The organism is Natronolimnohabitans innermongolicus JCM 12255 (assembly GCF_000337215.1).
In the GTDB taxonomy this organism is placed as follows: domain Archaea; phylum Halobacteriota; class Halobacteria; order Halobacteriales; family Natrialbaceae; genus Natronolimnohabitans; species Natronolimnohabitans innermongolicus.
Genome location: NZ_AOHZ01000061.1, coordinates 1 through 17855 on the forward strand (window position 1 = coordinate 1; position 17855 = coordinate 17855).

The window sequence follows — 17855 nt, forward strand, 5'->3', positions numbered from 1 at the left end:
AGCAACAGTCCGACCGCCGAAATCGCCGGCCCGGTCGCTCGAGCCGGGAGCAGTCCCAGCCAGCGAGCGACGATGGCGAGTCCGCCCGCGACCGCGAACGCGAGCGGACCGACCACCAACAGCGTCGCGACCGGGACGCCGGTCGTCGAGAGTCCCCAGGTGAGGTCCGAAAGCCCGCGGACGAGCCCGACGTACAACAGACCGGCCCAGACGGTCCCGACGCCGGTGATGACGACGCCCGTGATCACCGCGACGGCCTGGCGGGTCGACGTGACGGCGATCTGGCGGACCAGCGCCCGCAGTCCCCACAGGAGGTAGGCGACGAGCGCGGTGCCGACGCCGACCGCGAGCAGCGGCCAGACGAGCGCCGGATCCGAAAGGCCCAGGATCGCGTTCTCGAGGGACGGCCGATCGGCGAGCAGGTATTCGACGTCGAGTAGCGGCCAGAGGAAGAGGCTGCCGACCAGCGCGAGTAGACAGCCGATACTCGCGACCCGAAGCCAGTTGTCGCCGATCCGGAGATACCGCAAGGCGTCCTCCCGCCGCGAGCGCGGCGCCAGCTGGCGAACGGGAAGCTTGCGAAGCGCCAGTCGCAGACACGACGCGCTCACGACGACGGCGAGGCAGCTGACGACCACCGAGCCGAGCGCGTCGTCGACCGCGGTCGCGGAGTCCAGCGACACCCAGCCGAAGAAGGCGGCGACGGCGACCGTCCCGACGGCGACGCTTGAGACGAGCACGGTGAGGTACGTCAACAGCCCGCTCTTGACGGCCCGTCCGATCTCCTCGCTGCCGACGTCGGCCCAGGCGGCTGCGACGCCGACCAGCGCCACCGCACACGCGGCCACGACGAACAGGGCTCGGTCGACGATTGGGGCCGCGAGGACGAGCACCGACAGCGCCGACCCGGCGGTCACGACCAGCAGGTGGCCGACGAACAGCTGGGCGAACGAGTTGCGATCGAGGAGTGCGACGCCGGCGACGGTGAGGCCGACGAGCAAGGCGAGCGCGGGCAACAGCTCCGGCTCGCCGGCGCGCACGCCGATCGCGCCGACGACGGCGAAAACGACGAGCGAGGCGAGCCAGAGACTCGCCGCTCGAGCGCGTCCCTCGTCGCCGATCGCGGAGGGGTCGTCGAGACGGGGGCTGGCGATCGGCATCTACGGCTCACCTCCCCACGGCGATCCGGTCGGCATCGATTCGACGGCTGCCCCCGGTTCATCGCCCCCTCCGCGATCGGCTGGGGATCCTGTTGCGCTCGAGGTCGTCGTGCCCGTCGATCCCCCGCTCGCGCCGCCGCCACGACGAGCACTCGAGCGGCGCGCGTCGGCGGTGAAGGCGTGTTCGATGAGCACCGGCAGCGGCGTTCCTCGGCGCCAGTCGAAGGTCCGCGCGCCCAGCGCCTGACAGCGAGCGAGACGCGTGCGCCGCCGAATCTGCGTGTACTGTCCGCTGAGGGTGTTCTCCGGAACGACGTCCGGCGAGAGCGCGACGACCGGGAGGCCGCCGCCCTGCCAGCGCTCGACTGCGTCGACCGCCCCGTCGTCGAGCAGCGGCGAGAACAGCGCCACCTGCGAACCCGACGGCGCGAGCTCGAGGATCTTCCGAACCTGTCGCGTCGTCCGGCGGCCGCTACTGGATCCCGAGCCGGAACTCGAGGCGCTCCAGTTGGGGGCCCGCCGCGCCCAGTTCGGTTTCGACTCCGATTCCGGCGTCTCCGTCGCCGCTCGCAGTACGTCGCGGGCGCGAACGCGTTGCTCGCGGCCGCTCGCAGGCTCGAGCCAGTGGAGTCCCGCCGGCCCGTCGCCCTCGCGGCCGATCACGGCGACGCCGACGTCGTGTCCATGACCGAGCAAGTCCGAAAGCGATCGCGTGGCCGCGTACGCGGCGAACTCGACGGCGGTCGGTCGTCCCGGTCCGGCGACGACCTCGTTTCGCTCGCGGGCGTCGACGACGAGGACGACCGTCGACGACACCTGGCGCTCGTAGTTGATCGTCGCGAGCGAGCCGCGTTTGGCGTAGTGGCGCCAGTCGATGCGGTCGGCCGGATCGTCCGGGCGATACTCCCGGACGGAGTGAAACGTCAGCCCCTCGCCGGGCCGGTCGGTCGTCAGCTGGCCGACGCGGCCGTTGCCGACGTCCTCGATCGGCGGCGCGTCGGCGTCTAACCGACAGACCAGTCGCTCGGCGCCGTCGGCTTCGACCGTCGCCGTCGCGACCGCGCTGGCGCCGAGCCCGCGGACGCGATACTCGGGCGCCTCGAAGTCGTACTCGCCGCGCCTGGCGACGACGACGTACTCGACGCGTCTGCTCTCGCCGGGCCGGAGGGTCGCGCCGACCCGCGGCGACCCCTCGAGCACGGCGAGTTCGTCGGGGACGCCGTCGACCACGCGCAGGTCGGTGAGCGTCCGGTCGGACGCGTTTCGCACCGTGAGCGCGACGGTAACCGGCTGTCCGGGGACGGCGGGGGTCGGCGAAACCTCGCGCGTCGCCTCGAGCCCGTCGGGAATCGAGACGGTCGAGACGGCGCCGTAGGCGACGTACACCAGGGGCACGACGGCGCCGAGCAACAGGACGGGGTTGGCGTCGAGCAGCCCGGCGATCACGAGCACGACCGTCGCCGCGATGGCGCCGCGCCAGCGCAACCGACGGCTCATCGGCGTTCACCCCCGGTCTCCCAACGGAACGACTCGGACTCGGTCGACTCCTCGAGCGTTCGGTCTGCGGGCTCGGCCCGCCCTTCGCCTCGGGTCGACGTAGTACTGAAATCCATCCGTTCGCGTCGGTCGGTTCCCGCCGGTGTCTCGATTCCGTCGGTGCCGTCGGTCGTCGTCCCCTCACGGCCACCGTCGCTGTCGGTTTCGACGGCGCCGTCGGCACCGAGTTCGGGACGGCGGGGCTGTGGCCCCCGCGCGGTCGCCATCGGATCGACCGCGCGCTGCAGCTGTCCGTCGGCGCCGCGATTGAGCTCCTCGAGTCGGGGCTGGAGAACCGGCCGCGTCCGGGGGGCCGACTGGCCGGGCACCGTCGGCAGCGCCTCGTTCGCCGCCGTCGCGACCGCGTTCACCGCCCGGCGGCTGCGCTCGCGGACGACGCGCTCGGGGAAGAGCCACGCCCGGAGCCGCTCGCGGAACGGTCGATCCGGCGGCTGCACGCTCGAGTCGAGCACGCTCGCGGCGACGCGGTCCTCGGTCCACTCGCCCGACTCGAGCGCGTTTTCGACCTCGGCTCGCGGCGTGCCGTCGGCCGCGAGCGCCTCGACGAGCGCCGTTCGGAGCGAGGGGCGAACGACTTCGATCCCGTCCTCGACGTCTCCCCCGTCGCCGGCCCGTTCGGCCGCTTCCTCGAGGACCGACGCCAGCGAGCCGCTGGAGAGCGCCGGCGACTGGTCGCTTCGCTCGGGCGCCGGCGCGGCGAACCCGTCGGCGTTCGTCCAGGAGACCGCCGGCGCGTCGGCCGTGTCGTCGAGCGTTCCGCGGACCTTCGACGCACCGAGGACGAGCGCCACGAGCGCGAGCAACAGGGCGGCGCCGATGGTCGGATTCGTCCAGACCCACACCAGTTGCTCGTCCGTTCCGTAGGCGACGCCGGCCGCCACGAGGACCAGCCCGAGCACCGTACATAGCGCGACGCGGCGGTTCATCGTCGATCACCGCTCGAGTCCGCGTCTGCATCTTCGTCTGTGCCTGCGTCCGTGGTTGCGTCTGCATCCGTGCTCGTCCCGTCGCTCTCGTCGGACGGCTCGCCACCGTCGTCAGCGTCCTCCTCGTCCTCGTCGTCCTCTTCTTCGTCGACGAGCGTCGAATACGCCGCGTCGGCCCGGTCGCGGACGCCGCTCGAGAGGGGCCGACGACCGTACTCGACCTCGCGAAAGAGCGTCGTCAACTCGTCGACTGACCCCCGCGGGTAGCCCTGTTCGACGGCGCTGCGCTGGATCTCGCCGGGCGTCGAGCGAGGCCACCGCCCCGGCGCGACGCGGCTGGCGAACGCGCGCCACAGCTCGCGAAACGTGAGCCGCTCGTCGGAATCGTCCGTCTCGGCGGCCGCTGCGGGTCCGACGGCTCGCTCGCCGTCTCGGTCGATGCTGGGCTTCGGCTCGTCACCGCTCGAGGACGCCGTCCGGCGACGTCGATACCGGTAGAGCAGCGCCGCGAGAACGAACGCACCCGCGGCGGCGGCGGCGCCGCGTTGTCCGTCGACGGCGTACCCGGCGCCGACGGCGAGGAGACCGACGATGACGGGCACCGGAAGCGTCCTGATCGCCTCGAGCCCTCCTCGCAGCCGACCGAACGCTCGGTCGGGAACCCTCGAGAGCCAGTCGACGAACGCGGCGACCAGCGCGGTTCCCGACCGCGGGAGCGTTCCGAGCCACGAACGCAGGGCCGCCAGCTTCGCCCGGAGCGCCACGATCGCGCGCTCGACGACGGCGACCATCGTCAGGACGCGGTCGACGAACCACTCGAGGAACCGGTTCGGCGCGTCGCCGGCCGACGGCCGTCCGACGTCGACGGATCGTCCGCGTCGCATGTAAGCGACGGCGAACGCGAGTCCGACGGCCGCGAGCAGGGCGGCCGCGCCGGCCGCCGGACCGTAGAAAGCCTCGACGACGAGGACCGCGAGAAGCGCGCCCGCTCCGCCGAGGACGGCTCCCGCGCCGAAAACGCCGTAGGTCCGGTACGCGAGGGCAGCGAGACCGACGACGACGAGCGTCGCCGCGAGCGCGACGTTGCCGTAGGCGTCCGCAAGGCTCGTGGTCGCCGTCTGATCGCCCGCACTGACCGTCACCGTCGCCGTCGGATCGACGGGGAGCGTGATCGCGAGCGTTCCGTTCTCGTCCGTCGTTCCGACGGTCTCGCCGTCGATCTCTACCGCCGCGTTCGCGACCGGTTCGTCGGCGGCCGTCACCTCGACGACGCCCGGGCTGCCGGGGATCGGCGCCAGCCCGTCCGGCGAGAGCGCCCCCTCGAGCAGCGCCACGTCGACGGCGGTCGTGCCGTGGAACTCCCCGCGGCTGACGCCCACCTCGACGGAATCGGTTCCGTCGTCCGGAATCTCGATCTCGGCGACTCCCGTCGCGTCCGTCTCGGCGACGTCGTCGCCGTCGACCGACACCGTCGCGTCGGCCATCGGGACGTCCTCGATGGTCGCCTCGAGTTCGACCGTTTCGCCGGGTTCCGGCACGTCCTCGAGGACGATCTCGACGTCGCCATCGACGTCGTAGGCGACGGTGCTGTCGTCGTCATCGCCGTCAGCGTCGTCCTGTACGCTCGCTACCGGCCGATCGTGTTGCGCGCCGATCGACGGCTGGACGCTCGCCGCGGCCGTCGATAGGTGTGCGCTCGGGTTCGAGGCCGAACTCGAGGCCGCGAGCAGCGGTTCTGCCAGCGCGGTCCCCGTCGAGGCGACCGCACCGGCACCGGATACGGTGGCGTCAGCCGATAACGCCGGGCTGTCTCCGGCTGCAGTCTCGGCGCCGATCCCCGTTCCGGCGCCGACTACGGCACCGACGCCGGCTGTCGCGGAGCTCAGGGACGTCCTCGCATCGGTCGCGTCTTCGACGCCCTCGCACTCGGGGTGGTCGCTCGTGTCGAGTCTGACCGAGAGTTCCGACTCGTAGGGCACCTCGCCGGTTACTCGGCCGTCGCCGTCCGTTTCGCCGACCCATTCGCCGTTGTACTGGACCGGAATGCCGGTCACCGGCTCCCGTTCGTGCAAGACCGTCGCGGTCACCTCGCTGCCGGGCGTCGGATCGTCGTGTAACATGATCGTACACGCCGAGACAAGCGGCGGCTCCGTCGGCTCCGACTCTTCGGGCGGATCGTCTGAGCCGAACCAGTCGAAGGAGAACCACTCGGGGAGCTCACCCCAGTCGAGGGAGATGTCGGGGAACCCGTCCATCTCCCCGTCGCCGTCGGGCATCGAGTCGGCGTCTATCTCGTCGGGATCGACGTCCGGTTCGCCGTCGACGCTCGGATCGATACCGGTTTCGGGACTCGTGATACCGCTCCCACCGCCAACCGGGGCGAGAAACGCCGCTAGCACGACCGCGAGCGCCGCGATCGCGACGAACGACAGCTGGCGATAGTCGGGACTGGCGTCGGGCGTCGACTCGTTGGAGGGGGGATCTGACACGTCGTAGCACCTCGGTTCGTCGGCTGGGGGACCGCTCGGGGAGCCGATTCGGGGGCCGCGTTTCCGTTTCGGCGTGTGCGACCGCCACTCGAGCGCGAGCGTTTCGTCCGTCGGTTGCACCTCGTCGGGTAGCTCTCGAACCTGCCGGTTCATTAAGGTATGCTCGAGTTCCCCCGGCGGGGCCGCGTCGGTACCGCTTCGTCGCCGGAGCGGTCGTCGCCCCCGAGCGGACGGCCGGTCGACGCCGTTCTGTCGCGCGGTCGAATACGGTTTCGACTCCCCGCTCTCAATTTTCCACTGAACTGTTCAATAGAAAACCTTTTGCTATCCGGCTCGGTTCGTTCGGACAGCATGTATCGACCGGCCGACACGACCGTCGAAGATACCGCAGCCGCAGACCGGCGAGTATGATCGACGCGACGGACCTCACCAAACGGTACGGCGACGTGACGGCGCTCGACGGACTCGACCTCGCCGTTCCCGAGGGCGAAATCTACGGCTTTCTCGGCCCGAACGGCGCCGGCAAGACGACCACGATGGAACTGCTGACGACGCTTGCGGTCCCGACCGCTGGCACGGCGACCGTCGCCGGCCAGCCGATCGCCGACCGGGAGGCCGTCAAACCTCACGTCGGCTACCTGCCCGACGAGCCGCCGGTGTACGACGCCTTCAGCGCCCGCGAACAACTCGAGTACGTCGCCACGCTCCGGGGACTCGAGGACGACGCGGCGACCGAGCGGATCGAGCGATTGCTGGCTCGCGTCGACCTCGTCGACGCCGCCGACCGCCGGATCGACACCTACTCGCAGGGGATGCGACAGAAGGTCGGCCTCGTGCAGGCGGTCCTCCACGAACCCGACGTGCTCTTTCTCGACGAGCCGACGAACGGGCTCGACCCGCGGATGGCTCGCGAGGTGATCGACCTGATCGACGAACTCGCCGCCGACGGGACGACCGTCTTCTGCTCGACGCACGTCCTCCCCGTCGTCGACGAACTGGCCGATACGGTCGGCGTCCTCTTCGACGGCTCGCTCGTCGCCGAAGGCGCTCCCGCGGAGCTACGACGCCGAGCCGGCGACGACGGCGACCGCTCGCTCGAGGACGTCTTCCTCGAGGTCACCGACGACGCGGGACGCATCGCCGACGAATCGGACCGGTCGACGGAGGCGCGTTCGGATGCCGGCTGATCGAGCCGGCGACTCGTCCGCGCCGACCGAAACGGAGTCCTCGTCGACCGACGGGGTCGCTTCTCGCTCCTCCCGCTCCTCCCGTTCCTCCCGGTCCTCTCGCTCCCCTCAGCGAAGCGGATCGTCACTGGCGACGATTCGGGCGATTTCGACCGCGGAGCGCCGCCAGGAGGACCACCGTCGGATTGCGACGCGCCGAAAGAAGGTCCTTGCCTACGTCGTGTTGGTGGCGCTGCTCCCGTTCTTTGGATTCCTCGTGTGGGGTGGCTACCAGCTCGGCAACCTCGTCGGCGGCGGCGAACTGGAGGAGTTCCTGACGCTGGCGCGGTGGTACGTCCCGATCGCGATCGGCCTCTACGCGTTCGTCGGCGCCGTCGAGGTCGGCGACCGACTGCTCGAGTTCGAGGCGCGAGACCTGCTGTTGACCTCGGTTCGAGACCGCGACCTCGTCCTCGGCTTGCTGCTGGCCGACCTTCGAAAGCGATCGTGGATCCTCATCGGGTGGACGCTGCTGTTGACGGTCGCGTTCGGGGTCGGCGTCGGGTCCGCGACCGCCACCGTCGTCGTCTCCGCCGCCGCGGCCGCGCTGACGGCCGCCTCGATCCTACTCGGCTACGCCGTCGGGCTCGCCGGCCGCGTCGCGCTGGCTCGTCTCCCGATCGGCGGCGGCGTCCGGAGCCTGCTGGGCGGACTCGGCCCGGTCGCGGTCTTCGTCGTCTTCGCCGCCGGCGGGATGTACGTCGGGCAACTGAGCGGCGAGGGACGCGACGCCGTCGCGGAACTCGCTCCCGACGGCCCGCCGCCGATTCCGATCGCCTACTACGCCGACTTCTTCGTCGTCGACACGCCGCTTTCGGCGGGAATCGGACCGGCCGCGATCGCCAGCGCCGCCGTCGTCGTCGCTTCCGTTCCCGTCCTCGTCTGGGCGGTCGCCGCGCTCGCGCCGATTCACTGGCGGATGGACCGCTCGCGAGCGGTCGACGAGGGGTCCGACGGACGGCCGACGAACGATGCGACCGCCCGCGCGGCGTCGACGGCGACTCGAGCGCGCCGCGACTGGCCGTGGCTCGCGACGCCGACGGGGTACGTCGCCGACGGCGTTCTCCGGCGTGCGATCCGCCGTCCGAGCCGGCTGGCACACCTCGTCTACTACGGGATGGCCGCCAGCTTCGTCGTCCTGACCGTCCTCACCGAGGGAAGCGGCATCCTGGCGGCCCTCGGCGCCGCGATCGCGGCGCTCGGCGTCCTGCTCGCCGGCGGCGCCGTCGGTCTGAACCCGCTCGGCGACGAGGGCTCGATGCTCGACCAGCTCGTCCTCTCTGCGTTCTCGCCGGAAACGTTCGTCCATGCGCGCCTGCTCGCGGGCGTCGCCCTCGGTCTCCCGCTCGCGCTGGTCGGGACGGCCTTGCTCGGTCTCGGGGCGCTCACGCCAACCGAGACGCTCGCCGTCGGCGCGACGCTCGTCCTCTCGGTGCCGGCGAGCGGGGCTGTCGCCCTCGGAATCGGGACGCTACTTCCGCAGTCGGAGCCGGGAACCGTCCTCGAGCGCTTCGAGTCCCGGCCGCCGGAGAAGCTCGCGATGTTCGTCCACGGCCTCCTGATCGCCGCCCTCGTCGGCGCCGCGGTCTGGCTGACGCTCGCCGACCTCGAGTCGACGACGCGGGGGATCGGACTCGCGGTCGTCGCCGCCACGACGCTCCTCGCCGCGGACGGTAGCTATCGGTTCGCGCGCCGCGGATTCGCGGAGTACGGACGCCCGAAGACGCGGGATCCGATCTACGCGCTGGAACTGGTCGCCGGGATCGGACTGCTCGGGCTCGCCCTCTCGCTGGCACTCGAGTCCGGACTCGTGCTGGTGATCCCGGGTACCGGTCCGGCCGTGATCATCGTCGCCGCCGTCGGCTCGTTCGCCGGCTGGGCGCTGGCGGGCGTCGCGTACCTGCTCTCGAGCGGCCGTTCGTGGGAATATCTCGACGGTCGCGTTCCGACGGCTCGCGACGCGCGCCTGCTCGCCGTCGGGATCGCGAGCTCGCTCGCGATTTACGGCGGGTTCGTCGCGATCACGTCGGTCCTCGACGCGCCCGTCGTCGAGCACGCGCTCTCGACGGCGGTCGTCGACGGCGGATTCCCGTTCCTGCTCGCGGTGCTCGCGCTCGTCGTTCTCGTCAACGCGCCCGTCGAGGAGTTCCTCTTTCGCAACGTCGTCCAGAAGCGACTCGAGGAGACGATCTCGGCGCGTCGGGCGATCGCCGCCACGGCGGCCCTCTTCGCGGTCCTCCACGTGCCCGCCTTTCTCCCCGGCTCGCCGACCGCCGTCGCGGTCACGCTCGCGCTGCTCGCGGCGCTCGCGGTGCTCTGGGGCTGGCTCTACGCGAAAACGGGAAGCGTCGTCGTTCCGGCGCTCTGTCACGGCGTCTACAACGCGGTCGTCGTTACGGTCGCGTTCGTCGGCGCGCTCTGAGGCGATGGTGTAGTGTGTTCGGCGCCGTCTCGAGGCGACCGCGAACCGAACGCTACACCACGCACCCCGACGCTACCGGCGCGCCTCGAGTTCGGCCTCGAGATCCTCGAGCTCCATCTCCTTCATCGAGAGCAAGACGAGCAGGTGGTAGACGATGTCCGCGGCCTCGTAAGCGATCTCGTCGTGGTCGTCGTCTTTCGCCGCCAGGACGAGTTCGGTCGACTCCTCGCCGAGTTTCTCTAACACTGCGTTCTCGCCTTTCTCGTGCGTGAACAGCGAGGCGGTGTAGGAGTCTTCGGGCAGCGTTTCCTTGCGATCCTCGATGACGGCGAACAGCTCTTCGAGCGTGTCGTCCATCTACATCTCACCCGCTACGTTGCGAATATCCTCGAGTTGCTCGAACTTTTCGCTCTCGTCGCGTCCGTCCTCGAAGACGTCGTCGGTGATCTCGATGGGGACGTTCGTCCGCGCGGCCAGCGCGAGCGAGTCGCTGGGGCGGGCGTCGATGACGGTTTCGCCGCGGGGAGTCTGAATGTGCAGATCGGCGATGTAGGTGCCGCCGTGGCCGTCGTCGCGCTGTTCGATCTCGCTGATGACGACGCGGTCGACGCGACTGCCGAGTTCTTCCATGACGTCCAACAGGAGGTCGTGCGTGAGCGGCCGTCCGATATCCTCGGCCTCGAGGCCGCGAGCGATACTCGTCGCCTCGTTGAAACCGATGAAGATGGGGACCACGTCATCCTCGTCGTCGACGCCGAGGACGACTACCGGCACCGGTCCCTGGGCCGTGCCCGCGACGCGAACCGCGTCGATAGATGCGCGCATACCAGACCCGTTGGGTGCGACCGAGAAAACATATCCGGTCGCGAATGCATGCCCACCGATCGTTCCCTCGAGCCGATCGCCCGGTGACTCACGACTACCACTCGCGGTCGTCGTCCGGTTGCGGCGAATCGTCGTCGGGCCGTGACGTATCGTCGCCGTCAGGTTCCGCCCACGGGTCGCCGGTGGCGGCCGGACTCGAGTCGCTCGCGTCCGCCTCCGTCAGTTCCGTCGCCTGCGCGCGCGATCCCGCCGCCGCGTTCGGCGGTCCCGCCGTCGATTCGGCTCCCGACACCGACCCCGACCCGGACGCCGGATCGCCGAGCAGCGACTCCGCGATCCGGCCGCAGACGTAGGCGAAGGCGTTGATGACGTGCAACAGCGCGATCGCGGCGATCGCGCCGATCGGGACGGCGAGCAGCGCCTCCGGCAGCGAGTCGATCGTCCACGAGACCGTCGTCGAGTTGACCGTGAAGAACTCCACCTCGTGGGGGTAACGAACCGGCGCGGTGACGATCGAGAGCGCACTCAGGAACAACACCAGCAACACGAAGCCGGCCATTCCGACCCAGAACTTGAGCAGGAGAAAGCCGACGCCGCGCCAGGTCGAGGGCGCGTCGAGATACCGCTTGGTTCCCGCGAGCAGTCCGTTGGCGGTCTCGGCCTCTCCGTCGGCGTCCCTCGCTCGCTCGAGTTCGGTGGATAGCAAGGCGTTTGCGAGCCGGCGCTCGAGTCGCGCGAGGAGCCGACAGCCGGCGACGGTCGCGATCAAAATCGGAATCCCGATCAGAACGATCGAGAACGCGGTCCCGAACGCGAAGCCGAACGTCACGAGCATGAGATACAGGAAGCCGAGCGGGAACGCCAACAGGAGGTACAGCAGGTTCTTGTAGGTCTGTCCGTCGGCGACGATGCCGACGAGGTCGCGGGCCGCGACGCCGTCGGTCGCGTCGGCCCGTCGTGGAGGGCACATGTCTATCGACCGTTGTTTCACCATCGCCAAAACTATTGTGTCGGTGTCATCGCTCGAGTCGTTCCCGCCGGCGAAGCGATTCCTACCGCGCTTTCTCCACCTCGAGCGCGGGAACGTCGGCGGCCGCGTTCTCGAAGAACGCCAACCCGTGGATGCGGCTGTCGGGGGTTAGTTCGGGGTGGAACGCGGTGCCGACGACCGGCCCCTCGCGGACGGCGACCGGGCGGTCGTCCCACGAGGCGAGCACGTCGGCGTCGCCGCCGACGTCGTCGATCGCCGGCGCGCGGATGAACACCGCGGGGTAGGGGTCGTCGTCGGCGAGGCCGTCGACCGAAAGCGGCGCTTCGAAGCTGTCCTTCTGGCGCCCGAAGGCGTTTCGCTCGACGGCAACGTCGAGGAGGCCGAGTTCGTCGACCCGCTCGTCGTTGGGCTCGCTCGAGGCGACGATGAGGCCGGCACAGGTCGCCAGCAGGGGCTTGCCGGCGGCGACGTGCTCGCGGATCTCGGGGGCGATTCCCTCGCTGTGGACGAGTCTGGAGATGGTCGTCGACTCGCCGCCGGGCATCGCGAGCAGGTCGCAGTCGGGGACGACTCCCGACTCGCGGATCTCGTGGACGGTGACCTCGGCGCCGCGGGCCCGCGCGGCGCGCTCGATGGCGTCGGCGTGTTCCTCGACGTCGCCCTGGACGGCGACGACGCCGGCGGTCAGTGACATGCACTCGGCTATGGCGCAGCCGGTCAAAAAAGTCGCGTCCTGTTCCAAACCGTCCTCGAGTCGGTCGCTACTCGCGAGTCGGTGATTCGTACGCAAGCGTTTCGACCGCAGCCACGAGCCGGTACAGGAGGTACACCACGTAGATGGCTCCTGCCGCCCAGAACAGCGACGCCTCCGAGCCGACCATTCCGAGCATGACCAGCGCGACGAGTCCGATTATTACCACGCCGTGGACGACGGGGAGTGAGATCCCAGGTCTGCTGTCTGTCATCTAGTTGGTTCTGTTTCACTCTTTCGCCCCGAGAGATAACATATTTGAAATTCGGACGCACGGTGCCGGGACGAGACCACTCGTCGGAAGACCGGGAGCTCAGACCATCTCAGTTCGACTCGGCTCGGAGTCGAATCTCGAGCCCATCGGGGTCGACGAATCCGAGTCCCGTCTCCCGTTCGTCGACCGTCACCCCGCTCTCCTCGAGTCGTCGCCGAATCGCCTCGAGCGCGTCGCTCGAAGGGACGACGAGTTCGGTCCACGACAGCCCGCGGCTCCCGTCGGGTGCAGGTGCCGACCGGCCGTTCCACGTGTTGACGGCGAGGTGGTGGTGGTAGTCGCCGGCCGCGAGAAACAGCGCTCGCGGCGTGGCCGTCTTCACGTCGAGGCCGAGCGTGTCGACGTAGAACCGGCGGGCTGCCTCGAGCGACGAGACCTCGAGGTGGACGTGTCCGAGCGTCGTTTCGGGTGGGACGCCGTCCGCCGCCGGAGCGTCCGTCGCGTCGTCGGCCGCTCCGCCGTCGGTCCCGCCGCCGGCCGCGGTCGCAGCCGCCGCGATGGGTTCGAGATCGAGCGCCCACGAGCCGATTCGAATGCCGCCGTCGTCGTCGCGCGGCCACTCTTCGCGGGGCCGATCACAGTAAAGTTCGACGCCGTTGCCCTCGGGGTCGTTCAGGTACAGCGCCTCGCTGACGCCGTGGTCCGAGGCGCCCGTGAGCTCCCAGCGGTCGCGAACGCGAGCCAGCGCGTCGCCGAGCGCCGCGCGGCTGGGGAGCAAGAACGCGTTGTGAAAGAGCCCCGCCGCGTCGGCGGGACGCGCCGACGCGTCCGAACCGTGACGGAGCTCGAGCAGTGGGGTCTCACCGGCGCCGAGGACCGTCGTCGACGAGTCCGCTGAAAGAACGGTGAGGCCGACGACGTCACGGTAGAACGTCGTGACGGTCGGTTCGTCGTCGACGACGAGCGCGCTCCGGCCGAGATGCGCCGCGGCCGGTAATTGCGCCGCGGAATTGGTCATGGTCTCCGTACGCGCTCGACGACCATATAGCGTCTGACCGATTGGTTAGTGTGTCGTGTGACATCAGTCGACACTCTCTCGAGTCGTCGAATCGGCGAGACGCCGGACGGACCCGGCGCTCGGGCGACGAAAGCGGGTCGGACCGAAAGCGGAACTGGACGGCGAGGCCGACTCGAGCCGTCGAGACGACGTCGTCACTCGAGCCAGCGGGTGGCGGGAGAGAAGTGGGCGCGTCGGCTACGCGGCGAACGTAAGCAGCTGTACCAGGATTCCGATCATCACGCCGGTCGCGATGACGGTCTTGGGGTCGATCTGGATTGCGTTCGAGTCCTCTGCGTCGAAGTACCGGACGAGTCCGGCACTGGACATCAGCCCACCGGTGTTCTGTCCTCGGTCCATACGCATGCCTATGAGCGGGCGGAACTAAATCTTTCGTCCGTCCTGTGCCGTCCCGTCACGTCGCCGGTTGCGGCAAGCGGTCACTGGTGGGAAACCCTTATGCGCGCTGCGTCGGAACTAGCGATGAACCGATGACTGTCACACTCAAGGACTTCTACGCGGACTGGTGTGGCCCCTGTAAGACCCAGGACCCGATCCTCGAGGAGCTCGAGGACGACTGGGAGGGCCGATTCGAGGTCGAGAAGATCAACGTCGACGAACAGCAGGATATCGCCAACGAGTACCAGGTACGCTCGCTCCCGACGCTCATCATCGAGAACGACGACGAGATCGTCGAGCGCTTCGTCGGCGTTACCCAGCGCGAGGACATCGAGGACGCCCTCGAGTCCGCCGGCGCCTAAGCAGTAACTATCCTTCTTTCCGTCTTTTCGGCCGTCAGCGGCAGCGCTCTCGTGCGGTTCGATCCCGATCGCCGCTAGTCGGCGACCGTCTTTCGGCCGAGTCGCTCTCAGGGTTCGTCCGGATCGATATCGTCGCTCGCGTCGTCCGATCCGAACGTCTCGTCGTCGTCTTCGAACCCGTCAGTGCCGTCGAACTCGTCGTCGGCGGGCGGCTCTTCGGTCGCGCCGAAGGCGTTGGCGTCCGTCTCCGTGTCGGTTCCCTCGCTGTCGCTTCCGCCCGGCACGTCGTCGTCCGGTCCGGCTGGCGCCCCGTCGTTAATATCGACGGTCGTGACCTCGTCGATTCCGCCGGCGCCGCCGGCGCCCGCGGCGGAGTCGTCGATATCGAACTCGTCGGTCTCGAGTTCGTCGCCGTCCACGCTGACTCGGCCGTCCTGGATCTCGATGACGACGCCGTCTCGGCTCGGCGAGCGGCCGATCAACTGGTTCGTCGTCGACTCGAGTTCCTGGTTGACCGACCAGACGAACCGTAACACGGACTCGAGTTCGGTGCCGGCTCGGCTGGCACTGCGCTCGGGTGAGAGTTCGCCGAGGCTCTGGGCGCCCTCCGGGTGGAGGTACTGGACGGGGTGGTCGTTCGGCACCTCGCGGAGGTCGACCTCGAACGACCAGAGGTAGGGGAGCAACTGGATGGCGTACCCTTTCGGTTTTGGCACTTTGCGACCGATGGCCGTCGTCGCGACGCCGATGGCCGTCGTCCCCGAGTCGGTGTCGTAGTAGACGCCGGGGAGGCCGGGAATCGAGAGGCGCATACCCGCCGTAGGAGGGTCCGTCGGGTGAGTCTACAGCCGGCACCTGCCACGTGGACTTTTTGGGTGTGTCGGCGCGGGTGCCGGCTCGAGGCCCCGTTTCTGAGACCGCGAGCGTGCATCAGGTAGCGAACGAACTCGTCGCTCGCGCTCGTGAACGCAACGCCGTCGTCGTGTTCGGCGATATGACGGGGTTGCGTTTCGACAACGACGAGGGGCGGTACGTAAACGACAAGACGCACAAAATGCCGTACGCGAAACTGGCAAACATTCTCACGTACAAGGCTCATCTCGACGGGCGAGCGTGTCTCCCTGTCGATGAGTACGATACGTCGGTGACGTGTTGGCGGTGCGGATCGCAAAATACGAGTCGTGATGTGCAGGGCCGGGTGGAGTGTTGCAAGTATGGGTTGGATGACAATGCGGACAAGAATGGCGTATTCGAAAATCAGAGATTTTCGGATGTATGCGAACCTCCGGTTCGCAACACGTCGAATATTGGGAAACGAGCCGTCGGTAAGGACATCATGAGCCCGCTATCGACGGTGGGGGCTGTTGTGGCTCAGCCCGAAACGCAGGTCGTACTCGACGGAATCAGCGGTGAGATGGAACCTGCGAACTCCCCAGAAGACGTGGGCCTAACCCTCTGTGAGAGAAGCCCACGACTTCAGTCGTGGGAGTAGTCACGCCGGCCGGACCGGTTCGACGAACTCGAACCGCTCGGTGTCGACGAGTCCCCGGTTCGTGATCCGAAGCTCTGGCAGGACCGCCAGCGCGAGCAGCGACATCGTCATGAACGGCGCGTTGAGCTCACAACCCAGTTGTTCCCAGGCGTCCTCGAGGGCCGCGACGGACTCGCAGACCGCCTCGAGCGGCCGGTCGCTCATCAGCCCGGCGATGGGCAGGGCGACCTCGGCGAGGACCTCGCCGTCGTCGACGGCGACCATTCCGCCCTCGAGTTCGAGCAGGCGCTCGGCGGCCCGGGCCATGTCCGCGTCGTCGGTGCCGACGACGAGCAGATTGTGGCTGTCGTGGGCGACGGTCGACGCGACGGCGCCGCGGTCGAAGCCGAAGCCGCTGACGAAGCCGTAGCCGACCGAGTCGTCGGTGCCGTGGCGCTCGAAGACGAACGCTTTCGAGACGTCGCCCTCGAGCTCGACCGTCCCGTCGACGACCGGCAGCGTCCGCTGTTCGCGGCTCGTGCCGACCTGATTCTCGTGGACGCGACAGACCTCGGCGACGACTTCGTTCACGGATTCGGGATCGTCGATCCGTTTGCCGCCGCTCTCGCCGCTCTCGGCCGACGGCGCCGGAATCGAAAACGCCGACGGCTCGGGCGCCTCGAGGGCGACGGTTTCGCGGGCCCACGCCGGGTAGCGCTCCCGGAGCGCGTCCGTGTGTTCCCCGACGGGTGGAAGCCCCGTTTCGTCGACGAGTTCGCCGTCTTCCGCGACGAGTTCCCCGTCGACCAACACGCGGGAAACGTCGACCGACGCGAGGTCCTCGAGGACGACCACGTCGGCGATCTTGCCGGGCGAGAGCGCCCCGAGGTCGGCGTCGACGCCGTAGTACTCGGCCGCGTTGAGCGTCACGGCCTGAATGGCCGTCACCGGATCGAGGCCGTTTTCGATGGCGACCCGGAGCACCCGATCGAGGTGGCCGTCCTCGACGATGGTGTCGGGGTGGGTGTCGTCCGTGACCAACAGGAGGTGGCGCGTGTCGACGTCGGTCTCGGTGACCGCTTTCACCGTCTCCGGAACGTCCTCCCACGCCGACCCCTGTCTGAGCTGGGTCCAGACCCCGCGCCGGAGCTTCTCGAGGGCTTCCTCGCGGCGCACGGACTCGTGGCAGGCGGTGATCCCCGAGGCGACGAACGCGTCGAGGGCCCCGCCGGTGTCGCGGCTCGCGTAGTGGCCCGTCGCGACGACGCCGGCGTCGTAGGTCGCGGCCAGCTTCCGGTGGACCTCCTCGTCGCCGTGGACGACGCCGGGGTAGTTCATCATCTCGCCGAGGGCGAGCACCTCGTCCCACTCGAGGGCCTCGGCCACGTCGTCGGCGTCGATCTCCGCGCCGGCGTCCTCGAAGCCCGGCGCGGCCGGCACGCAGGAAGGGATCGTACAGTAGGTCTTCAGCGGCAGGTCAGCCCCCTCGTCGAGCAACAGTCGGATTCCCTCGAGGCCGAGGACGTTGCCGATCTCGTGGGGATCCACGAACACGCCCGTTGTCCCCGTCGGCACGACGCCGCGGGCGAATCCGGTCGGCGTGACCATGCTCGACTCGATGTGGACGTGCGTGTCGAGAAAGCCGGGCGCGAGGTAGGCGCCGTCGACGTCGATCTCGGTCGTGTCGGGGCCGGCGTCGACCGCTCCCGTCTCCGTGACGCGAGCGATTCGTCCCGCGGCGATGACGAGGTCCATCCCTCGCTGGATCTCGCCGGTGTGGACGTTCACCAGTCGACCGTTCCGAACGATCGTCTCCGGCGGGTCGTCCCCCCGGGCGACCGCCGCGAGCGCCTGCGAGCTGTTTTCGAGCGTACCGTTCGTTCGCGTCGAGACGTACTCCATGCACGTGCGTACGCAACACCTCGAGTAACGTTGCCGAAGACGGCGAATACGGCCCGTACTTTCGCCCGGAGATGCTTTTCGACGACGTCGGTTCGGGGATCCG

The 17855-nt window shown here is 69.2% G+C and carries 17 protein-coding genes; 4 read left to right on the top strand and 13 right to left on the bottom strand.

The window, feature by feature from the left end:
• From C493_RS12810 to C493_RS12825, 4 genes are all read right to left on the bottom strand, one after another.
• Positions 1-1160, bottom strand: a 1160-nt coding sequence (locus C493_RS12810) for a hypothetical protein (protein ID WP_007259870.1), incomplete at its 3' end; no start/stop codon positions are given.
• A complete protein-coding gene (locus C493_RS12815) occupies positions 1161-2657 on the bottom strand; it encodes a DUF58 domain-containing protein (protein ID WP_049889352.1) in 1497 nt (498 codons plus the stop codon).
• Positions 2654-3643, bottom strand: coding sequence for a DUF7269 family protein (locus C493_RS12820; RefSeq protein WP_007259872.1), 990 nt, complete (start codon positions 3641-3643; stop codon positions 2654-2656). Before C493_RS12820 ends, C493_RS12815 begins: the two co-directional genes overlap by 4 nt.
• Positions 3640-6132, bottom strand: a complete 2493-nt coding sequence (locus tag C493_RS12825; RefSeq protein ID WP_083912413.1) for a DUF4129 domain-containing protein — start codon at positions 6130-6132, stop codon at positions 3640-3642. Before C493_RS12825 ends, C493_RS12820 begins: the two co-directional genes overlap by 4 nt.
• A 407-nt stretch (positions 6133-6539) precedes the next feature.
• Between C493_RS12825 and C493_RS12830 the strand changes: the two genes are divergently transcribed.
• A complete protein-coding gene (locus C493_RS12830) occupies positions 6540-7319 on the top strand; it encodes an ABC transporter ATP-binding protein (protein WP_007259874.1) in 780 nt (259 codons plus the stop codon).
• Positions 7320-7545: 226 nt separating this feature from the next.
• Positions 7546-9780 carry a CPBP family intramembrane glutamic endopeptidase gene (locus tag C493_RS12835; protein ID WP_161606898.1) on the top strand — a complete coding sequence of 745 codons (2235 nt, stop codon included), beginning with the start codon at positions 7546-7548 and terminating at the stop codon, positions 9778-9780.
• A 72-nt stretch (positions 9781-9852) separates the two neighbouring features.
• Here the strand turns inward: C493_RS12835 and hisE are convergent, their stop codons facing one another.
• The 7 genes from hisE to C493_RS12865 all read right to left on the bottom strand — a co-directional run bounded on the left by hisE (position 9853) and on the right by C493_RS12865 (position 13978).
• Complete coding sequence (hisE, locus tag C493_RS12840; RefSeq protein ID WP_007259876.1) at positions 9853-10137, bottom strand: phosphoribosyl-ATP diphosphatase; 285 nt, start codon at positions 10135-10137, stop codon at positions 9853-9855.
• Entirely contained in the window at positions 10138-10605 is a 468-nt protein-coding gene (locus C493_RS12845) for a bifunctional nuclease family protein (RefSeq protein WP_007259877.1), read from the bottom strand.
• Positions 10606-10699: 94 nt separating this feature from the next.
• Positions 10700-11575: a sensor domain-containing protein gene (locus tag C493_RS12850; protein ID WP_007259878.1), complete on the bottom strand. Its 876-nt coding sequence runs from the start codon at positions 11573-11575 to the stop codon at positions 10700-10702.
• 82 nt (positions 11576-11657) lie between these two features.
• Positions 11658-12290: a pyridoxal 5'-phosphate synthase glutaminase subunit PdxT gene (gene pdxT / locus C493_RS12855; RefSeq protein ID WP_007259879.1), complete on the bottom strand. Its 633-nt coding sequence runs from the start codon at positions 12288-12290 to the stop codon at positions 11658-11660.
• A gap of 67 nt (positions 12291-12357) precedes the next feature.
• Positions 12358-12561: a hypothetical protein gene (locus C493_RS22705; RefSeq protein WP_058865238.1), complete on the bottom strand. Its 204-nt coding sequence runs from the start codon at positions 12559-12561 to the stop codon at positions 12358-12360.
• 109 nt (positions 12562-12670) lie between these two features.
• Complete coding sequence (locus C493_RS12860; protein ID WP_007259880.1) at positions 12671-13579, bottom strand: VOC family protein; 909 nt, start codon at positions 13577-13579, stop codon at positions 12671-12673.
• Positions 13580-13816: 237 nt separating this feature from the next.
• Positions 13817-13978, bottom strand: coding sequence for a preprotein translocase subunit Sec61beta (locus C493_RS12865; protein ID WP_007259881.1), 162 nt, complete (start codon positions 13976-13978; stop codon positions 13817-13819).
• Between the two features lie 131 nt (positions 13979-14109).
• Between C493_RS12865 and C493_RS12870 the strand changes: the two genes are divergently transcribed.
• Positions 14110-14379, top strand: coding sequence for a thioredoxin family protein (locus C493_RS12870; RefSeq protein ID WP_007259882.1), 270 nt, complete (start codon positions 14110-14112; stop codon positions 14377-14379).
• Positions 14380-14486: 107 nt separating this feature from the next.
• Here the strand turns inward: C493_RS12870 and C493_RS12875 are convergent, their stop codons facing one another.
• Entirely contained in the window at positions 14487-15191 is a 705-nt protein-coding gene (locus tag C493_RS12875; protein ID WP_007259883.1) for a hypothetical protein, read from the bottom strand.
• 113 nt (positions 15192-15304) lie between these two features.
• Here C493_RS12875 and C493_RS12880 point away from each other — a divergent pair, with 113 nt between their 5' ends.
• Entirely contained in the window at positions 15305-15871 is a 567-nt protein-coding gene (locus C493_RS12880) for an IS200/IS605 family accessory protein TnpB-related protein (RefSeq protein ID WP_275039833.1), read from the top strand.
• Here C493_RS12880 and C493_RS12885 read toward each other — a convergent pair whose 3' ends face one another.
• A complete protein-coding gene (locus C493_RS12885) occupies positions 15872-17752 on the bottom strand; it encodes an adenine deaminase (RefSeq protein ID WP_007259885.1) in 1881 nt (626 codons plus the stop codon).
• Positions 17753-17855 lie beyond the last annotated feature (103 nt).

Excerpts from the sequence above, each read along its gene's own strand:
- C493_RS12875 (WP_007259883.1), bottom strand. The coding sequence starts at position 15,191 with ATGCGCCTCTCGATTCCCGGCCTCCCCGGCGTCTACTACGACACCGAC.
- C493_RS12850 (WP_007259878.1), bottom strand. The coding sequence starts at position 11,575 with ATGTGCCCTCCACGACGGGCCGACGCGACCGACGGCGTCGCGGCCCGC.
- C493_RS12830 (WP_007259874.1), top strand. The coding sequence starts at position 6,540 with ATGATCGACGCGACGGACCTCACCAAACGGTACGGCGACGTGACGGCG.
- C493_RS12870 (WP_007259882.1), top strand. The coding sequence starts at position 14,110 with ATGACTGTCACACTCAAGGACTTCTACGCGGACTGGTGTGGCCCCTGT.
- C493_RS12860 (WP_007259880.1), bottom strand. The coding sequence starts at position 13,579 with ATGACCAATTCCGCGGCGCAATTACCGGCCGCGGCGCATCTCGGCCGG.
- C493_RS12885 (WP_007259885.1), bottom strand. The coding sequence starts at position 17,752 with ATGGAGTACGTCTCGACGCGAACGAACGGTACGCTCGAAAACAGCTCG.
- C493_RS12820 (WP_007259872.1), bottom strand. The coding sequence starts at position 3,643 with ATGAACCGCCGCGTCGCGCTATGTACGGTGCTCGGGCTGGTCCTCGTG.
- pdxT (WP_007259879.1), bottom strand. The coding sequence starts at position 12,290 with ATGTCACTGACCGCCGGCGTCGTCGCCGTCCAGGGCGACGTCGAGGAA.
- C493_RS12865 (WP_007259881.1), bottom strand. The coding sequence starts at position 13,978 with ATGGACCGAGGACAGAACACCGGTGGGCTGATGTCCAGTGCCGGACTC.
- C493_RS22705 (WP_058865238.1), bottom strand. The coding sequence starts at position 12,561 with ATGACAGACAGCAGACCTGGGATCTCACTCCCCGTCGTCCACGGCGTG.
- C493_RS12845 (WP_007259877.1), bottom strand. The coding sequence starts at position 10,605 with ATGCGCGCATCTATCGACGCGGTTCGCGTCGCGGGCACGGCCCAGGGA.
- C493_RS12815 (WP_049889352.1), bottom strand. The coding sequence starts at position 2,657 with ATGAGCCGTCGGTTGCGCTGGCGCGGCGCCATCGCGGCGACGGTCGTG.
- hisE (WP_007259876.1), bottom strand. The coding sequence starts at position 10,137 with ATGGACGACACGCTCGAAGAGCTGTTCGCCGTCATCGAGGATCGCAAG.